Genomic DNA, 16,021 nt, shown 5'->3' with positions numbered 1-16,021 from the left:
GAGTAAAATATAAGGAATTCTTAAATTCCCTACTCGCCCATGACATCAGCTGCTTTTATACCAAGCAGACCAAGGGCTGTGCGAATGCTAAGAGCACATAGCTCAAATAGCTTTAAAAGCATGCTTTCATGCTCGCTGCCTAGCACTTTGTTTTCATTATAAAACTTGTGAAAATCACCTGCTAAAGTGCGCAAATACTCGCAAATTTTATGCATCTCTCTTTTGCTAAGCGCAGCTTCAAGCGTGCTATTTAGATTAAGAGCGTTAAAAGCTAGGTTTTGCCCCTCAGGGCTAAGTACGCTAAAATCAGCATTTGCTATACTCTCATCGCTTAGGCTAGATTTTGTCCTTACTTGATGGACGCGTGCGTGAGCGTAGTTTATATAAAAAACAGGATTTGAACTATCTGTTTTTTTAAGCTCGTCTATATCAAACTCCAAAGGAGTATTTGCTGATTTTGAGATAAAAATGTAGCGTAGAGCATCGCTGCCGATTTGCGCTACTATATCGCTCATTAGTATAGCTGTGCCATTGCGTTTTGAGATTTTAAAGGGCTTAGCGTCTTTAAGCAGATTTACCATTTGCATCAAAATAACCTCAAGCTTGCTCTCATCATAGCCTAGAAAATGAATAGCTGCTTTTAGCCTAGCGATGTAGCCGTGGTGGTCAGCACCCCAGATGTTGATATAGTGATCGAATCCTTGCTCAAACTTATAGCGGTGATAGATGATGTCGCCTGCTAGGTATGTAGGGCGACCATCCTCTCGCACGACCACACGGTCTTCGTCATCGCCACATTTTGTGCTAGCGATAAATGTTTTTCCATCTTTTTTATACATTTGCTCGCTTTTTGCTAGCTGAGCTATGGTCTCTTCTAGCTCGCCATAGCGTTCTTTTTCGCTTGCCCAGTGCTCTATGAAAATATTATTATCAGCCAAATCTTTTTTAATGATTTTTAGCACTTCGTCTTTAGCAATCTGCGCTAGATGCGCCTCATCACTAAAAATTTGCTCGCCATAACGCTCTTTTATCACAGGTATTAGCTCGTCTATATACTCGCCTCTGTAGTATTTCTCAGGGTAGCTTACAGGCTCACCAGCAAGCTCCTTTGCCCTTAGTGCCATGCTAAGCCCTAGCAGGTCTATTTGATTGCCAGCATCATTTATATAATACTCAGTGCGAACCTCATGCCCAAGGTGCTTTGCTGTGCGCGCAAGAGCGTCTCCATACACAGCCCCACGCACATGTCCTATGTGAAGTGGCCCAGTTGGATTTGCGCTTATATATTCTATGTAGAATTTCTCAGGCTTTTCTTGCTTTATTTTGGCAAAATCAGCTGGATTTTTTAAAGCCTTAGTAGCAAAGTCATTTAAAAAACCAGCATTAAGTTTGAAGTTTACATATCCGCCCACAGCCTCTGCGGTAAAATCATCATTTGCGCTAGAATTCAATTTCTCGGCAATTTCAATAGCAATTTGCGGAGGGGCTTTTTTTAGCTCTTTTGCTAGCACAAAAACTGGCATTGCATAGTGAGCTAGATTTTTGTCTTTTGGCTGTTCTAGCTTTGCTTTTAAGTCGCAGCCTAAGATACTTTCTATTCTAGCTTTTAGCATATTTTTCATTAGGCTTTTTGCTCGCTATTCGTGTTTGTTTGAGTATTTGCTTGAGTGTTTGTTTGAGTGTTTGTTTGAGTGTTTGTTTGAGCGGTGTTTTCAGTCTTTGTGATTTGCTCATTTTGTTCATCATCGCTCATTTCTTTTTTAAAGCTTTTTATGCCTTTACCCACGCCTTTTGCTAGCTCAGGTATTTTTTTTGCTCCAAAAAGCAGCACAATTACAGCCAAAACAATCAGCCAGTGTCCCATACTAAATGATCCCATTTTTTCTCCTTATTTAATTATTCCAGTTTTGGCAAAACTCTTCTATCTCAAAGTTTGCACATTTTGAGTGCATTGAGATAAAAATCGCCCTTAAGCTCTCATAAGCCGCCTCTAAATCATCATTTACGATAATATGGTCGTAGTCTTTTATGTATTTCATCTCGTTTTTAGCATTTTCTAAGCGAGTTTTTATACTCTCATTACTTTCACTGCCTCTATTTTCTAAGCGAGAGGCTAGGATACTAGAGTTTTTCGTGCTGATAAAAACAGCGGTGATTTCTTTAGGATACTGCTTTTTGGCTAGAAAATAGCCTTGAACATCTATATCAAAGACCACTACTTTACCCTCATTTAGCGCATGCGTTACAGGTCGCAGGCTCGTGCCATAGAGATTACCATGTACATTTGCCCACTCCAAAAAAAGCCCAGCGTTAATATCAGCTTGAAACTGCTCTTGGCTTATAAAATGATAATTCACGCCGTCTTTTTCACCCTGCCTAGCAGCTCTTGTGGTGCTTGAGATTGAAAAATAAAGCTTATCTTTAAACTCAGCAAAAAGCTTTGAGAGCAGCGAGCTTTTACCAGAACCACTAGGTCCGCTGATTAGCAAAATTTGTCTACTCACCACTACTCCTCAAAGCTTATGTTAATCTTAATTTTCATGCCTTTTATCGCCTCTTTTAGTGCTGGCGAGCTAGCTAGCGTAGCACCTATTGTCTCGGTGATTTGTGAGCTGATTTGAGATTTTGCTTGTTCTATATCTGCATTGTTTTTTTGCTCTTTTGGCTTTTCTTGCTCGCTAGAAAGCCCAGCTATATCAAGCCCCAAAGCCCTAGCCAAATCACTCTCGCTAATACCAGCAAACTCATCATCGCCACTAGCTACTTCATCGCTAGTTTTGGCTACTTCATCAGCTACTACTTCATCACTAGCTTCTGCTATCTTGGCAACTTTGCTAATTTCATCCTTAACTTCGCTGATTTTAGAGATTTCATCGCTAGTTTCTGCTATGTCATCATCACTAACGCCAACTAAGTCTTTAAAATCAGTCATATCCAAGCTATCATCATCGCTAGCTATTTCATCAGCTACTATTTCATCACTAGCTTCTGCTATTTCGGCAACTTTGCTAATTTCATCTCTAACTTCGCTGATTTTAGAGATTTCATCGCTAGTTTCTGCTATGTCATCATCGCTAACGCCAACAAGCTCTTTAAAATCAGTCATATCCAAGCTATCATCATCATTAGCTGCTTCATCAGCTACTATTTCATCGCTAGCTTCTGCTATCCCGGCCGCTTCGCTAAGTTCTATATCTTCATTGCCCTCGTCCGTTACAGCTGCTGTTTTCTCCTCAGCTTTTGCCATTTCTTCTTTTAGACTAGCTACTTGCTCTTCTTGACTTAGTTTGCTAGATGCTGACATCTCATCTGCTACAACTTCATCAAGTTCTTCTATTTCATCAGCTGGGGCTACATCTTCTGCGATTTCCTCAAGTCCGGCTACTTCATTTGTGCTTTCTTCTTTAGTCTCTGCTTTGTCGCTAACGCCAACTAAGTCTTTAAAATCACTCATATCTAAACTATCATCGCTTTCTTCAGCACTGCTTTTTTGCTTGTCCATATTATCTATTTCATCTACCATAGAGCTTAGCTGGGCTAATTGCTCTTTTTTCTCATCGGCTAGATTTTCTGGGATACTCTCTTCTATTAAATCATCTTGTTCATTAACATCACTGCTAGCTAGCTGGGCTGGAATTCTATCTTCTATTAGATCGTCTTCTCCACCTTCTACAAAAGATTCTGAGAGCGTAGTATCAAGCCCCTCATCACTTTTTTTGCTTACATTAGTGATTTGCGCTACTTCTTTGCTCTCATCACTTGTCTGCTTGCTCTCATCATCTTCAAAATCCAGCTGTCCTAAAATATCATCAAGATTCTTTGTATCTAGCTCGCTTGGTTCATCTAAGTCCTGGGCTAGCTTGCTACCAGACAAGCCCTCATCACTCTTAGCACTCTCATCGCTAGGTTTATTAGTACTATCACTTTGGCTAGTCAAATCATCATCAGCTAAAGTATCAAAATCACCAAAACTATCTAAATCTAAATCATTAATATCACTAGAAAAATTCTCTGCGCTAGTATCACTAAAATCACTGCTGCTAGGCTCTTGTAGTTCTGCTTCATCATCGCCGCTAGTAGCCACTCTCTTTACAAAATCCATAAAATCAGTAGGCAAAAACGGCTTTTCAAGCGTGTGCTTGCCAAGCTTTTTGGCAAAATTTCGTGGCACTAAAAAGATAATATGCTTACCAAAAGGTGTGTAATCCACGCTATCATCAACTAGTTCATGATCACAGATAAAAACATCAGCTGGATTTTGCTCATCAAGCTGGGCTATGTTTGAGTATTCTTCAAGTTTGTAGCCGATTTTTTCTATGCTTAGCCTAACTAGACGAGAGACGGCTGGATTTTGATTTAGTAGTATTACTTTCATGTTTTATCCCAAAAAAATTTGTCTATTCTAGCAAAATTTACTTTAAAAAAACAAAAATGGCAAATCATTTAAAACTCTTGTCAAAAGCACTACAAAAAGCTTGACAATTGCCGCAATAGTCGCTATTAGCACCCCAAATGCCACTACGATTTTAATAGGAAAACCCACGACTAAAAGATTAAATTGTGGCATAGTTTTCATAAGCATCCCAAAAATAAAATCACTCATAAAAGAAAGCGCAAGTATAGGAAATGATATAATAAAGCCAAATAAAAACATATTTACCACGCTTTTTGAAGCGTAGCTCCAAATATTTTGGCTTGGATAAAAGCTGCCAAGCTCAAGCAGCGACACGCTTTTTGCCATGAATTGCAAAATAATATGATGCCCATCAGCAATAAGAAAGGCTGTTAGCACGATGAGCGTTAGCACATTTGAGATAAGCGGACTTTGAACGCCGGTTTGTGGGTCCATCACATTTGCCATAGAAAAGCCCATAACCATACTAATCTGCTCGCCTGCTAGGCTTAAAGCGGCAAAACAAATGCTTAGCATAGCCCCAGCAGCCAGCCCAAAAAGCAGCTCTGAAATGCTCTCAAGCACGAGATATTCTAGGCTTAGCCCTGTGCTAACCACCGGCGTAAAAGGTAGCAAAAAAATCGTAAGCACAAAGGCAAATGCGCTTTTTATCACCACAGGCACTTGCATATGTGAAAAAAATGGAAAAAACACCACTAGCCCGCTCATGCGCAGCAGCAGCAAAAAAAATGTAACAACATTGCCCTCGCTTAAGTATTGTAAAAATTCCATTTTCTTGCTTTGTCTTTTTTGTGATTTAGGAATTCTAGAATTCCCTAACAATTGTTTTTTTATCGGCTGGCTCAGCTTTTATGCGCTTTTTAGCCTTAAAGTCTTGCGCAGCCCTGCGCCTTACGCAAAAGCTTTTGCTCGCTTTCCTGTGCTACGCTTGAAAAGCTGTCGCAAAACTTTTGCGAACGCTACCGCTACGGCGCCCCACGGCTAGCGCAGCGGCTTTAAAACTAAAAATCGCTCACCCATCGGGTGCGAAGCAACCAGCGGATGCGAAGCAAAAAAATCTTGGAGCCTAATTTTTACTGCCGCTACCGCGAATTTTAAAGGACAGCACGAGTTTAGAATTCCCTAGGAATTCTAGAATTCCTAAATCTAGAATTCCTAAAAAATACCCCCTAACCCCCAAAAAGCCTAGGAATTCTAGAATTCTCTAAACTAAAATTCCATAACCTAAAATTCCTAAATCTAGAATTCCTAAGAAAAATTTACCTAAATCTAGAATTCTATATAGAGATCCCCCAGTCAAGCTGGGGGATGACAGGGAATTCTAGCCACCACGCCAAACTCTAGGCCTCTAAAATCGCTCCATTGCTAGCATTTGTTACTAGTTTTTGATATTGTCTTAGCCACTTGCTTGTCACTTCCTTGCCAGCGTATTTCCACTCGCTTTTGCGTTTTGCTATCTCATCAGCACTAAGCAGCGCATTTATGCTAAAGCTATCAACATCTATTTCAATCTCATCGCCGTCTTTAAGCAGACCTATTAGCCCGCCCTCAGCAGCCTCTGGGCTAACATGCCCTATGCTAAGCCCCCTAGTTGCGCCGCTAAAGCGCCCATCAGTGATGAGAGCCACATCAGCGCCTAGCCCACGACCTACGATTAGGCTAGTTGGGCTTAGCATTTCTTGCATGCCAGGACCGCCTTTTGGCCCTTCGTAGCGGATCACTACTACATGACCTTTTTGTACCTTACCAGTGCTGATGCCTGCTATTGCTTCATCTTGGCTATTAAAGCAGATTGCCTTGCCTTTAAACTTACGCTCGCCGATGATTCCAGCTGCTTTTATCACACAGCCTTGCTCGGCTAAATTGCCAAAAAGTATAGCCAAGCCACCACGCTGTGAGTGGGCGTTATTTGCGCGGCGTATGATTTTTTCGTCGCTAATTTTTGCATTTTTTATGCGTCCAGCCATATCGCCACCCTCGATTACAGCAGCATTTAGATCAAGTAGGCTTGAATCGTGTTCGCTGATTTCTTTTATGATAGCAGCTAGACCGCCAGCAGCGTGCACATCTTGCATGTGTATGCTAGGCTCACTTGGGGCTACTTTTGTGATGTGTGGGACTGCGCGGCTAATGTCATTTAGCTCTGCAATACCAAGCGGCGCGTCAGCCTCACGGCTTATTGCTAGCATGTGTAAAATCGTATTTGAGCTACCACCCATCGCCATATCCACGACCATTGCGTTACGGATTGAGCGGGCGTTTATGATATTTTTGATTTTATACTTATCATCTAGGGCGATCTGGCAAATACGCCTAGCAGCCGCTCTCAAAAGCTCCTCACGCTCAGGGCTAAGAGCCAAAATCGTGCCATTTCCACTAAGGGCAATTCCCATAGCCTCACAAAGTGTATTCATAGAATTTGCTGTAAACATACCAGAGCAAGATCCACCACCAGGACAGCAAGCGCACTCTATTGCGTGAAGTTCGCTCTCATCTATTTTTCCAGTTTCATATGCACCAACTGCCTCAAAAGCTGAGTTTAGATCTAGGGCTTCTCCGTTTTTGCCCACGCCAGCTCTCATTGGCCCACCACTAACAAAAATTGTAGGCACATTTACTCTTAAAGCACCCATTAGCATACCAGGCACGATTTTATCGCAGTTTGGGATGCAGATTAGAGCATCTAGCGCGTGTGCGCTCATCACAGTCTCAATAGAGTTTGCGATGATCTCACGACTAGGCAGCGAATAAAGCATACCGCTATGACCCATGGCTATTCCATCATCAACGCCTATTGTATTAAACTCAAAAGGCACACAATTATTTTTGCGGATCTCATCTTTGATGATTTTAGCATATTCATTTAGATAAAAATGCCCCGGGATCACTTCTATAAAGCTATTTGCCACGCCGATAAAGGGCTTAGCAAAATCCTCGTCTTTTAGCCCAGTAGCACGCAAAAGTGAGCGGTGCGGGGTCTTTGTGTAGCCTTTTTTTACTATATCTGATTTCATTTTTTATCCTTTATTTTGGTTTAAGCAAAAAGCGTAGTCTCTAGCACCGGCTCTACGCTTTCGTTTATGAATATTTCAATGTTTTTTGGCACTTGGCGTTCTGTTTTAAAGCTAAAGCCAGAGATAAACTCGCTTGCAGTATTTGCATCCATAGTAGCAATAAAAATCGCCCTTAGCTCGCCGATTTTAATAGAGTATTTATACTCGCAATCAGGCGGAATTCTCTCAAAGCTAAAAGAATCACAACTCTCATCATAGCCGTGAATGATGAGTTCTATCTCTACTACTTTTGCGCTGATGATTTCGATGTTTTTGGCAAAAAATATCTTTTGGCTGTCGTGATGAGCAGGGATGATTATTTCATCATTTGCTAGGCTTTGGTTTGCTTGGTTTGTTTGGTTTGTTTGGTTTGCTTGGTTTGCTTGGCTAGTTTGGCTGGTTTGAATTTCATCAGCAAAATTTTCATCAGCCAAACTTTCATTAGCAAAATTTTTATCAGCCAAAATTTCATCAGCCAAAATTTCGCCGCTATTTTTAGCATCTTCATCGTCTATGATTTCAAATGAAGCAGACGGAATTTCGCCCAGCAAGTCTTCATCCAGCGGACTTTCACCCACTAAGCATTTATCCCCTGCGCCATCGCTATTTTCATCTATGATTTCAAAAGCTAGAGCTTTGCTAGCCTTAGAATTTTGGCTCTCAAAAGCTGAGCTTTCATCTGTGATTTCATCTATAATTTCAAAGGCAGGTTTTGTTTCCTCAAACTCTATGCTAAAATCTGGCGCGCTAGGTTTTTCATTTATCGCTTCTTTATCCTCTTTAATCTCAAAACTAAGCGAGTCTTCTTTAGAACTTTTTGGGGCGTTTTCTTGTTTGTGTTCTTTAGGGGTTTTTTCACAGATGTAGGCACGGATTTCATCGCTGGTTTTGGTGCAGTCTTTAAAGACTAGTTCGCCAACCTCCTCGCCTATTAGCTCTGAGCTGTATCCACCACGCTTTGTGATGATGAAATACCCGCTCATTTGCGTGCTAAGATGGATTTCATAGTCGCTAAAAGCACCCTCAAAGCGTGCTGCGATACTGCTAAAATCTCTCATTTTTTTTGCCCTAAAACTTACTTTCTTTTAAAATCATAAGCGAGATTATAGCAAAAAGGCTAGATTTTTGAGTGATTTTTGGCTATTTTTATGCTTTTTTGGCTTGAAAAATTATATTTAATTTTATTTTAAGCAAGCTTTATATAGAATTTGCGCCTTTTTTGGTCCCGTAGCTCAGCTGGTAGAGCACCACCTTGACATGGTGGTGGTCGATGGTTCGAACCCATTCGGGGCCACCATTGCTAGCAGGACTTGCCAAGGCTTTTATTTTACTACTGCTACAAGGTTTAGTAAATTCTAGAATTCCTTAGAAAAATCCAAAATTTCTTTTAGTTTGTTTTAACAGCGTTAAATGCGCTATAAGCAATAAATATCATGCCACCCAAAAATATTGCCATTAAAATATATCCAAGCATTTTATTCCCTTGATTTTAGATTTTTGATTTCTTTTATAATGTTAGCTAAAACAACGCAATACCAAAGATCTGCTCAGGCAAATAAGGCCTACTTAGCACCCAAATCGCACCAGCAACTAGCCCAGCAATAAGCCCAGCTAGCATATCATCGCCCATCACGCCAAGCCCACCTTTTACTTGCTTATCAATCCTGCCGATAAAACTAGGTTTTGTGATATCAAAAATACGAAAAAACACTAGCGCAAGCACGCTAGCTAAAATCCCACCACCACCAATAGCGATTGCTAGCCATACGCCTGCGACCTCGTCTATTACGATATGACTAGCATCGTGAGTTTGCGTGCTAGCTTCGTAAGCATCGATGATTTTAATGCTTACCAAAAAGAGCAAAATACTAGCCAAAAACAAGGTCTCACGGCTTAGTAATTCATAAATAAAATATCCACAAATCGCCCCAGCTACGCTGCCCCAAGTCCCAGGAGCTGGTCTAAGCAGCCCCACACCAAAAAAAGTTACAAATAATTTATGCATTTTTTTCCTTTTTGTTTGTTTTTGCTTGTTCTTTTTCCTCTACTCTGCGCACTTCTGAGAGTATGAAATCATAAACTTGCGTTTGAGTTATAGCGTCTTCTTCATCACTTTCTATCATCAACTGTCTTAGGTGGCTAAAGTCGATTTTTTTGACATATCGTGGGACGCTAGTAAGCTCAGAGTCAATTAGCCCCAGCATTCTATCTAGCGTGCCTTGTTTTCTTTGGATTTTTTCTACATAGTCTTTTACAGTATTTAATAGAGCATTACAGCGCCTCATATCTGAACCATAAATCTGGCTTGCTATTTGCGTAATAGCGGCATAATCGCTACTTGTAACATTTTTTTTAGCCACTAGCATAGCAGCAAAAATCAAGGCTCGAAAGTTTAGCGAGCGGTGATTTGGGATGAGAAGGTCATTAAAAAGTGAAAGAAATTTAAATGCCATTTTAACCTACTTTAAGCTTTTTTTGCTAAAATCTCGCTTGCCTTTTCTAGACCTGTGCAAGGCTTTGATAGAGCAGCGCTTCAGGGTGGGAACACAGCAGAGCACTTTGTTTTGGTCTGTGCCGCAGTCATCTGGAAAGGGTTCTTCTAAATATAATCCAATCATTTTTTTCAACATTTTTTAAAATTATAAAATAAAATTCTAGAATTCCTTAGAAAATTCTAGAATTCTCTATAAAAATTTTAGAATTCTTTATAAAATTCTAGAATTCCTTAGAAAAATCTAGAATTCCTTATAGAATTCTAGAGAGAATTCTAGAATTCTCTATAAAAATCTAGAATTCCTTCTAGAATTCTAGAATTCCTTAAAAAACGGCAATTCTAGTATTGTGGTGCTAGTGTGAAAAAAGGCAGCCAAGCGCACCGCAGGGATAGAACAGATAGTTCATCCCAAGGCGCGCGTGGCTGGCTTTTCATCGCAATAGTGCCGCAAGACGAATTGCCAAACGCTTTAGTGTAAACTTTCGTTTAACTTAATCGCTCTTGTACTAAGCGCTGCTGTGATTTGACCACTCCTACTATCTTGTCTAAAATGTAAACCATTTAGTCCGCTTAGTTCTCTTGCTTTATAGATTTCTTTATCAAAGCTGAAATCTTTATTGATTTGTGCTAGTTTTTTTCTATTATCAGCTGAGATAAAGACCTTTGTGCCCTCTAAAATCGCAAGCCCAGCATCCACGATGCAGCCATCGCCTAGTGGCACGCCTGTTGTGCTATTTGCGCCAAGAAGGCATTTTTCGCCTACGCTAATAGGATTGCCGTTTGTGCCACTTAGCACGCCTAAAATGCTAGCACCACCGCCTACATCGCTGCCGGCTCCCACTCTAACTGAGCTTGAGATACGACCTTCTACCATGACTGAACCAAGCGTGCCAGCATTGAAGTTTATGTAGCTAGCGCCTGGCATGACCACAGTGCCAGGTGCTAGGTGTGCGCCTAGGCGGACTTTTGCGCTATCTAGCACGCGAGTAGCGTTATCACTTGGGATGATGTGGCTTAGCATGCGAGGGAATTTGTCTATAAAAGCGATATTTGGATATTTGCCCTCCATTTTTAGCTCTATTTCATGCTCTCTTAGCCACTCAAGCTCATAAGGCTCTCCGCTTTCGTCCCACGCTAGATTTGGTAGTATCCCAAAGGCACCATCAAGGCAAATTTCACGAGGCTTTACAAAGTTTTTTGAAAGTAAATATAGCTTTAAATACACGCTCTCCACGCTTGCTGGCTTAGCGTCACCATAGAGAAAAACAGCCTCAAAGCTATGTGAGTAGTCAAGAGTGTAATCAACTTTAGCAGCGTTTTTAGCGCATTTTAGAGCTTTTACATTTGCGTGTTTATCTAGCTCGCCAAAAAGTGAGCTAAAAGGCTCTAAAGCATCACCCAGCACGCCACCATGAAGCTCATAAACAGCCTCTGGTGAGTTAAAATCTAGTTTTGCGCCGTTTTTTTCTAAAGCGTGCAAGATAACAGCTGCTGAGGCAAATGAGTTTTTGTAGTTTACCACAGCAAAATCTACTTTTATGCTCTCGCCTTTCATATTTTTTAACACTCTTGCTATACCAAAGGCTAGTGGATCTTTATAGCCTGCTTTTTCGTGCATTTTGCTTGATATTTCGTTAAAATCTGGCATTTTTGTTCCCTTTAAATTAAAATAATTTTGCTTATTTTAGCAAAAATAAGAAAAATTGCGTTAGAATTGCTAATTTTTTATGAAAATTTAGGATGAAAGATGTTTGAGAGTTTGTATATTTTGCCTTTTGTGGGAGTGTTTGTAGGCTTTATTTCTGGCTTTTTTGGCATTGGCGGTGGGGCGATTTTGGTGCCTGTGCTGCTAGCTTTTGGCTATGATATAAAAAGCGCTATTGCTGATGCTACCATGCTTATGCTAACAGCTGCGATTTTTGGGTCATATTTTAACTACAAGCGTGCTAAATACGAGCTTAGAGGGGCGATTATTTTAGGGCTTGGAGCGGCGTTTGGCTCGCTTTTTAGTGGCTTTATCGTTGAGGCTGTGCCAGAACTAGCTCTTAAAATCACGCTTGCTTGTGTGATAGCCTTTAACTTCTACCGCTTACTTCGCATAAATATACACGAAAACACCGGTGATGTAAATATCCCTGAGATCTGGCTATTTATCATCGGTGCTGTGATTGCTGCCTTTGCGATATCAATCGGCATGGGTGGGGCTGTGTTTTTAACGCCGCTTTTAGTTGGCGTGCTTGGAGTGGATATCAAAAAGGCAATCTCGCTGGGGCTGTTTTTTGTGATTTTTTCTAGTTTTGGAGGCTTTGTGAGTATGAGCTATAATGGGCTAATTGATTATAAAGTCGGTGCGATTTTAAGTGTCGGCGGGCTTGTGGGCGTGTATTTTGGCACGCTAGCACATCACAAGATAGAAAAACACAAGCAAAAACTAGCTCTTATGGGGCTAAATATCATAACTTTTAGCCTTGTTATGCGCTCAATTTTTTTAAGTTAAAATTAGGGAATTCTAGTTATAAAATCTAGGGAATTCTAGAATTCCTAAGATAATTAAAATTAAAAGGCAAGAAAATGTATAAATAGAAAGATAGCTATCTGCCACATCCATCACGCAAAAGCAAAACAATCAAAATAATTGATTTTAAAATAAAAAACGATAACAAATAGCCTGCAATTCTAGCTAAAATTGCCAAAATGCAAAAAATGTATCGGCAGGCTCTTTTTGCTAGGCTTTATAGCGACAAAAAAAGCAGGATAAATCGATTTAAAATTTATGATGCTTTTGATGATAGTAGCGAGTTCTATGGCACTGCCAAAAAGTGCGATATAATCAATTTTGATAAGCAAAGTGGGATAAATTTGGCTTTTTGTGATAAACGACCTTAGCAAAAACGCCAAAGAGCAGTTTAACAATGTGCGTGAAAATATCGCTCGTTTTGAGAGAATTCTAGAATTCCCTAATGAACCAGAGTGCGATATAGACATGCATTATTGAGAGCCTTATGCTTGCTGGGCTTTTAAGTATTACTGAATAAAGGCTAGCTTAGCTAAAAGCACGCAAAGAAAAATCTAGAATTCTTAATGCTGATGCTGTGTGTGAGTTTTTAGCCATTCTTAGCTATCTGCTATATCATCTTGATTTTGAGACTTTTCAAAGCGCAGTTGCGCTGTGGGGCTTGCTAGCCTATTGCGGGCTAGACATGCTAGCGATGATAAAGGTACTTGAAGGACTAAAAGAGCTAGTAAATAATGAGAAAACTATAGTCTAAATATGAAATAATTACTTTTAAAAATGCTTAGGGTAAAATTAAGGAAAGTAGTGGTGGTGGGTCCACTAGGACTCAAAAAGAGCCCTCAAACATTATTTTTACAATTTAAGGTTTGAAAACATTGGTAAAAATATTGGTAAAAAAAAGACTATTTATTCTTACAGGTTAAGCTAAAAATTTCTAGCATTATATAGAAATTTTTTAAATTTCTTGTATTGCCCTGACTTTTTAAGCTAACAAATGATGTAATAAAAGCCAGAATTTAGTTTTTTACCTGTTTTTTAATTGCTATTAAAAAACTAGAAAGCACGATAGATTCGCTTTTAAAGGCAGATTTTAGCTCTGTTTTTTAGTTTTTTATAAAGCATTGAGGCTGCTGTCATCATGCTAAAATAAAACTACTAAATTTAGTATTTTTTACCAGCCTTTATAGCTTGTCCATAAGCAAAAAATCTTTTAGCTTTATATGTCTAACCGTGCTAGTAGAAAAATCTATTTCATCATTTGTGATAAGCACTTTTGCCCTTGAATTATCCAGGCTAGCAAATGCGCCTATTTCACGCTCATAAGCTTTATTCTCAGTCACGCTATAAGCAATTAAATACTCTTTGCCACCTTTGATAGCCAAAAAATCAATCTCTTTGCCGTTATTATCGTATAAAAATAGCTCGTATCCCATAAAAATAAGCCCATTATAAATGATATTTTCTAGGTTGTGATGTCCTTATCCTCTTCTGCGGATCACGCTAAAAGCGATGTCTTCGTTATAGACTTTTTCAAAAAACTCTAATTTTCGCTTAGCTTTTAGGCTGTATTTTGGTAGTTTGCGGATAGCATATGCTTTTTCTAAATGCAATAAATACTTAATTACCGTGTTTATTGAACAAGTGATTTTTTGTGATTTTATGTAGTTTAAATGCTATTAGCACCCTAGCATTTGAGAGTATTACAAAATCCACAATTTTTTTAAAAAGCTCGGTTTTTGATATTATATCTATCGATTAAATCATTGATAATTACCGTGCTATCAAGGTCTTTTAAGTAGGCTTTAACACTCTCATTGCTTTGGAATTTTAGAATTTTAGCAAAGCCACCAAGGCTTAGATACTCGCCCAAGCTAAAATCCTTGCCAAGCCCATTTGCGTATTCTTTTAGCTCTTTATGCACAAAAGGGCGGATATCAAAGCTTACAAAACGACCGCTATGCTAGCTATGTATTTTTCTCTTTTTATCATTTTTGCCTGCTTGTTTTGCCAATTGAGAAAAACTTTTCACTTTTTTTGCTATTTTTAAAATCTAGAATTCCAAAATAAAATAGAGGCCTTAAGTAGCCAAAATATCAAGCTAAACGAGCAAATAAAAGCTCTAGGCTCTAAAAATGCCCTAAGTGCTAAAGAAATAAAAAAGCTTAAAATACAAGAGCATATCAATACTATGAAATACATTATTGACAAGCTTGATGAAAGAAAACGATAATGAAGCAGAAGCCTTTATATAGAGGCGATGAGCATAATAAGCTTTTAACAAAGCTTTTTGATAGCATTAGGGCTTTAATGAGAGTAAATGCTAATTAATCTCAATCAAACTAAATCAAAATAAGCTAAAATAATGAATATATCGTGTTATTCTAAATCAAAATAAATCAAAAGAAGCTTAAATGGTGGGTTAAGCTCACTCGTTTATATATCTCTAAAGTTCTAAATAACAATCTTTTAGCCAATTAAGTTTGTGCAAGTGAGTTTAAAACTAAGTTATTTATTTTTTATTTGCTTTTTTAAGCTTTTAAAGCCAATCTCATATTATAGCCAATTTTGCTTAAAAATACTCTATGATTACTCTGTAATTACGATAAAATAATAACTTTTTAAACTTTTTAATGAATTCTAATTAAAATTTTAAGCTCAAACGCTACTATATAGTAATATTTTAAAAATTTTAATGTATATATAAAAGAGTAAATTTTGTTAAAAAATAATAAATAAGCCTTATTCTAAACCATTTTTTAGTATAATCAGCCAAAAAAGGATATATGATGAACTATGAAAAAGATATAACTGAGTTAAAAAAGTGGTTTATAAATGAAAAGAACGCTGATGAGCAAGATTTTAATGATTTTTTAGAATATTGCCAGTGGCGTGGCATGCTAAATAAAGATGCTAAGTTTATTGACAAACTACCCTTTACCAAAACAAATGCTAGCAAGCTTCTAAAAGAGTTTAGCAGTCCAGTAAAACGCACAGCAAAGCTTTTGGGACTTACTTATAAGGAATTAGCAAAAGAGCTAGGATATAGCGAACCAGCCCTAAAAAGTGCTGTTGCCAAAGACAAAGTAAGTAGCCCTATGCTAATGACACTAAATCTACTTTTAGAAAATAAAGCCCTTAAAGATGAAATACAAGATTTAAAAGCGAAGTTTAATAATCTAAAAGAAACGCTTAATTCTATAAAGTAGAGAATTTCTATAAAACTAAAAGAATTTTCTAAAATAAAAGTATATATTACATACTTTGTTTATTATAAATTAAATCAATAAGAATATAATTCGTTCTAAATTTAAGAAAAAGGAACGAATATGAACGCAATTCAAACACTAGCTGATGGCTGGCTAAGTCCAAGTGACTTACAAGAACAATACGCCATCTCAAAGCCAGCCCAAGCAATACTACGCCTTAAAAAACGCCAAGAAAGTGATAGATTTCCTTTGCCTTTTACTAAGATAGGCAAGAGAATTCTCTATAAAAGAGAGCAAATCGAAAACTGGCTACTTGCTAACCAAAATGGAAATATCTAG

The 16,021-nt window shown here is 38.5% G+C and carries 19 protein-coding genes, 1 tRNA gene and 1 other RNA gene; 8 read left to right on the top strand and 13 right to left on the bottom strand.

Annotated features, from left to right (window positions below; translation table 11 throughout):
- Positions 1-29 precede the first annotated feature (29 nt).
- The 7 genes from argS to PTQ34_RS02545 all read right to left on the bottom strand — a co-directional run bounded on the left by argS (position 30) and on the right by PTQ34_RS02545 (position 8,525).
- Complete coding sequence (argS, locus tag PTQ34_RS02575; RefSeq protein WP_273931907.1) at positions 30-1,622, bottom strand: arginine--tRNA ligase; 1,593 nt, start codon at positions 1,620-1,622, stop codon at positions 30-32.
- Complete coding sequence (gene tatA / locus PTQ34_RS02570) at positions 1,622-1,879, bottom strand: twin-arginine translocase TatA/TatE family subunit (RefSeq protein ID WP_273931905.1); 258 nt, start codon at positions 1,877-1,879, stop codon at positions 1,622-1,624. The genes argS and tatA overlap by 1 nt, the downstream gene beginning before the upstream one ends.
- Positions 1,880-1,892: 13 nt before the next feature.
- Positions 1,893-2,504 carry a guanylate kinase gene (gmk, locus tag PTQ34_RS02565; RefSeq protein WP_273931904.1) on the bottom strand — a complete coding sequence of 204 codons (612 nt, stop codon included), beginning with the start codon at positions 2,502-2,504 and terminating at the stop codon, positions 1,893-1,895.
- Between the two features lie 2 nt (positions 2,505-2,506).
- Positions 2,507-4,375, bottom strand: coding sequence for a midas domain-containing protein (locus PTQ34_RS02560; protein WP_273931901.1), 1,869 nt, complete (start codon positions 4,373-4,375; stop codon positions 2,507-2,509).
- 42 nt (positions 4,376-4,417) lie between these two features.
- The gene (gene fliR, locus PTQ34_RS02555) at positions 4,418-5,185 is read right to left on the bottom strand and encodes a flagellar biosynthetic protein FliR (RefSeq protein WP_273931900.1); all 768 of its coding nucleotides are present in this window, start codon (positions 5,183-5,185) and stop codon (positions 4,418-4,420) included.
- A 569-nt stretch (positions 5,186-5,754) separates the two neighbouring features.
- Complete coding sequence (gene ilvD, locus PTQ34_RS02550) at positions 5,755-7,428, bottom strand: dihydroxy-acid dehydratase (RefSeq protein WP_273931899.1); 1,674 nt, start codon at positions 7,426-7,428, stop codon at positions 5,755-5,757.
- Positions 7,429-7,448: 20 nt separating this feature from the next.
- Entirely contained in the window at positions 7,449-8,525 is a 1,077-nt protein-coding gene (locus PTQ34_RS02545) for a DUF5416 family protein (RefSeq protein WP_273931898.1), read from the bottom strand.
- A gap of 163 nt (positions 8,526-8,688) precedes the next feature.
- Here PTQ34_RS02545 and PTQ34_RS02540 point away from each other — a divergent pair.
- Positions 8,689-8,764, top strand: a tRNA-Val gene (locus PTQ34_RS02540).
- A gap of 222 nt (positions 8,765-8,986) precedes the next feature.
- Here the strand turns inward: PTQ34_RS02540 and PTQ34_RS02535 are convergent.
- Both PTQ34_RS02535 and PTQ34_RS02530 read right to left on the bottom strand, forming a co-directional pair.
- Positions 8,987-9,472 (bottom strand): phosphatidylglycerophosphatase A family protein, encoded by a 486-nt coding sequence (locus PTQ34_RS02535; RefSeq protein ID WP_273931897.1) that lies wholly within the window; start codon positions 9,470-9,472, stop codon positions 8,987-8,989.
- Positions 9,465-9,920 carry a hypothetical protein gene (locus tag PTQ34_RS02530; RefSeq protein WP_273930001.1) on the bottom strand — a complete coding sequence of 152 codons (456 nt, stop codon included), beginning with the start codon at positions 9,918-9,920 and terminating at the stop codon, positions 9,465-9,467. Before PTQ34_RS02530 ends, PTQ34_RS02535 begins: the two co-directional genes overlap by 8 nt.
- A gap of 43 nt (positions 9,921-9,963) precedes the next feature.
- On the opposite strand from PTQ34_RS02530, the gene ffs reads away from it, so the two are divergent.
- An RNA gene (ffs, locus tag PTQ34_RS02525) (signal recognition particle sRNA small type) lies at positions 9,964-10,061 on the top strand.
- Between the two features lie 369 nt (positions 10,062-10,430).
- Here the strand turns inward: ffs and PTQ34_RS02520 are convergent.
- Positions 10,431-11,609, bottom strand: coding sequence for a tetrahydrodipicolinate N-succinyltransferase N-terminal domain-containing protein (locus PTQ34_RS02520; RefSeq protein ID WP_273931896.1), 1,179 nt, complete (start codon positions 11,607-11,609; stop codon positions 10,431-10,433).
- Positions 11,610-11,708: 99 nt separating this feature from the next.
- Between PTQ34_RS02520 and PTQ34_RS02515 the strand changes: the two genes are divergently transcribed.
- The 4 genes from PTQ34_RS02515 (at position 11,709) to PTQ34_RS02500 (ending at position 13,230) form a co-directional block, all read left to right on the top strand.
- Entirely contained in the window at positions 11,709-12,458 is a 750-nt protein-coding gene (locus PTQ34_RS02515) for a sulfite exporter TauE/SafE family protein (protein WP_273931895.1), read from the top strand.
- Between the two features lie 197 nt (positions 12,459-12,655).
- Entirely contained in the window at positions 12,656-12,847 is a 192-nt protein-coding gene (locus tag PTQ34_RS02510; RefSeq protein ID WP_273931894.1) for a hypothetical protein, read from the top strand.
- A complete protein-coding gene (locus PTQ34_RS02505; RefSeq protein ID WP_273931893.1) occupies positions 12,831-12,956 on the top strand; it encodes a hypothetical protein in 126 nt (41 codons plus the stop codon). Before PTQ34_RS02510 ends, PTQ34_RS02505 begins: the two co-directional genes overlap by 17 nt.
- 97 nt (positions 12,957-13,053) lie before the next feature.
- A complete protein-coding gene (locus tag PTQ34_RS02500) occupies positions 13,054-13,230 on the top strand; it encodes a hypothetical protein (RefSeq protein ID WP_273931892.1) in 177 nt (58 codons plus the stop codon).
- A 427-nt stretch (positions 13,231-13,657) separates the two neighbouring features.
- Here PTQ34_RS02500 and PTQ34_RS02495 read toward each other — a convergent pair whose 3' ends face one another.
- The 3 genes from PTQ34_RS02495 to PTQ34_RS02485 all read right to left on the bottom strand — a co-directional run bounded on the left by PTQ34_RS02495 (position 13,658) and on the right by PTQ34_RS02485 (position 14,397).
- A complete protein-coding gene (locus PTQ34_RS02495) occupies positions 13,658-13,909 on the bottom strand; it encodes a hypothetical protein (RefSeq protein ID WP_273931891.1) in 252 nt (83 codons plus the stop codon).
- A gap of 45 nt (positions 13,910-13,954) precedes the next feature.
- Complete coding sequence (locus PTQ34_RS02490; RefSeq protein ID WP_273931890.1) at positions 13,955-14,086, bottom strand: hypothetical protein; 132 nt, start codon at positions 14,084-14,086, stop codon at positions 13,955-13,957.
- A 110-nt stretch (positions 14,087-14,196) separates the two neighbouring features.
- Complete coding sequence (locus tag PTQ34_RS02485; protein WP_273931889.1) at positions 14,197-14,397, bottom strand: hypothetical protein; 201 nt, start codon at positions 14,395-14,397, stop codon at positions 14,197-14,199.
- A gap of 865 nt (positions 14,398-15,262) precedes the next feature.
- On the opposite strand from PTQ34_RS02485, the gene PTQ34_RS02480 reads away from it, so the two are divergent.
- A complete protein-coding gene (locus PTQ34_RS02480; protein WP_096025738.1) occupies positions 15,263-15,682 on the top strand; it encodes a hypothetical protein in 420 nt (139 codons plus the stop codon).
- Positions 15,683-15,802: 120 nt separating this feature from the next.
- A complete protein-coding gene (locus PTQ34_RS02475) occupies positions 15,803-16,021 on the top strand; it encodes a DNA-binding protein (RefSeq protein ID WP_063998393.1) in 219 nt (72 codons plus the stop codon).

The organism is Campylobacter magnus, from assembly GCF_028649595.1.
GTDB lineage: Bacteria > Campylobacterota > Campylobacteria > Campylobacterales > Campylobacteraceae > Campylobacter > Campylobacter magnus.
Note: the sequence above shows the minus strand (reverse complement) of the source record. Positions and strands in the feature narration are given on the sequence as shown.

Coding starts and splice junctions, on each gene's coding strand:
- PTQ34_RS02515 (WP_273931895.1), top strand. CDS start 11,709: ATGTTTGAGAGTTTGTATATTTTGCCTTTTGTGGGAGTGTTTGTAGGC.
- PTQ34_RS02530 (WP_273930001.1), bottom strand. CDS start 9,920: ATGGCATTTAAATTTCTTTCACTTTTTAATGACCTTCTCATCCCAAAT.
- fliR (WP_273931900.1), bottom strand. CDS start 5,185: ATGGAATTTTTACAATACTTAAGCGAGGGCAATGTTGTTACATTTTTT.
- argS (WP_273931907.1), bottom strand. CDS start 1,622: ATGAAAAATATGCTAAAAGCTAGAATAGAAAGTATCTTAGGCTGCGAC.
- PTQ34_RS02535 (WP_273931897.1), bottom strand. CDS start 9,472: ATGCATAAATTATTTGTAACTTTTTTTGGTGTGGGGCTGCTTAGACCA.
- PTQ34_RS02510 (WP_273931894.1), top strand. CDS start 12,656: ATGCAAAAAATGTATCGGCAGGCTCTTTTTGCTAGGCTTTATAGCGAC.
- tatA (WP_273931905.1), bottom strand. CDS start 1,879: ATGGGATCATTTAGTATGGGACACTGGCTGATTGTTTTGGCTGTAATT.
- PTQ34_RS02495 (WP_273931891.1), bottom strand. CDS start 13,909: ATGGGATACGAGCTATTTTTATACGATAATAACGGCAAAGAGATTGAT.
- PTQ34_RS02560 (WP_273931901.1), bottom strand. CDS start 4,375: ATGAAAGTAATACTACTAAATCAAAATCCAGCCGTCTCTCGTCTAGTT.
- PTQ34_RS02475 (WP_063998393.1), top strand. CDS start 15,803: ATGAACGCAATTCAAACACTAGCTGATGGCTGGCTAAGTCCAAGTGAC.
- PTQ34_RS02480 (WP_096025738.1), top strand. CDS start 15,263: ATGAACTATGAAAAAGATATAACTGAGTTAAAAAAGTGGTTTATAAAT.
- PTQ34_RS02520 (WP_273931896.1), bottom strand. CDS start 11,609: ATGCCAGATTTTAACGAAATATCAAGCAAAATGCACGAAAAAGCAGGC.
- PTQ34_RS02545 (WP_273931898.1), bottom strand. CDS start 8,525: ATGAGAGATTTTAGCAGTATCGCAGCACGCTTTGAGGGTGCTTTTAGC.
- ilvD (WP_273931899.1), bottom strand. CDS start 7,428: ATGAAATCAGATATAGTAAAAAAAGGCTACACAAAGACCCCGCACCGC.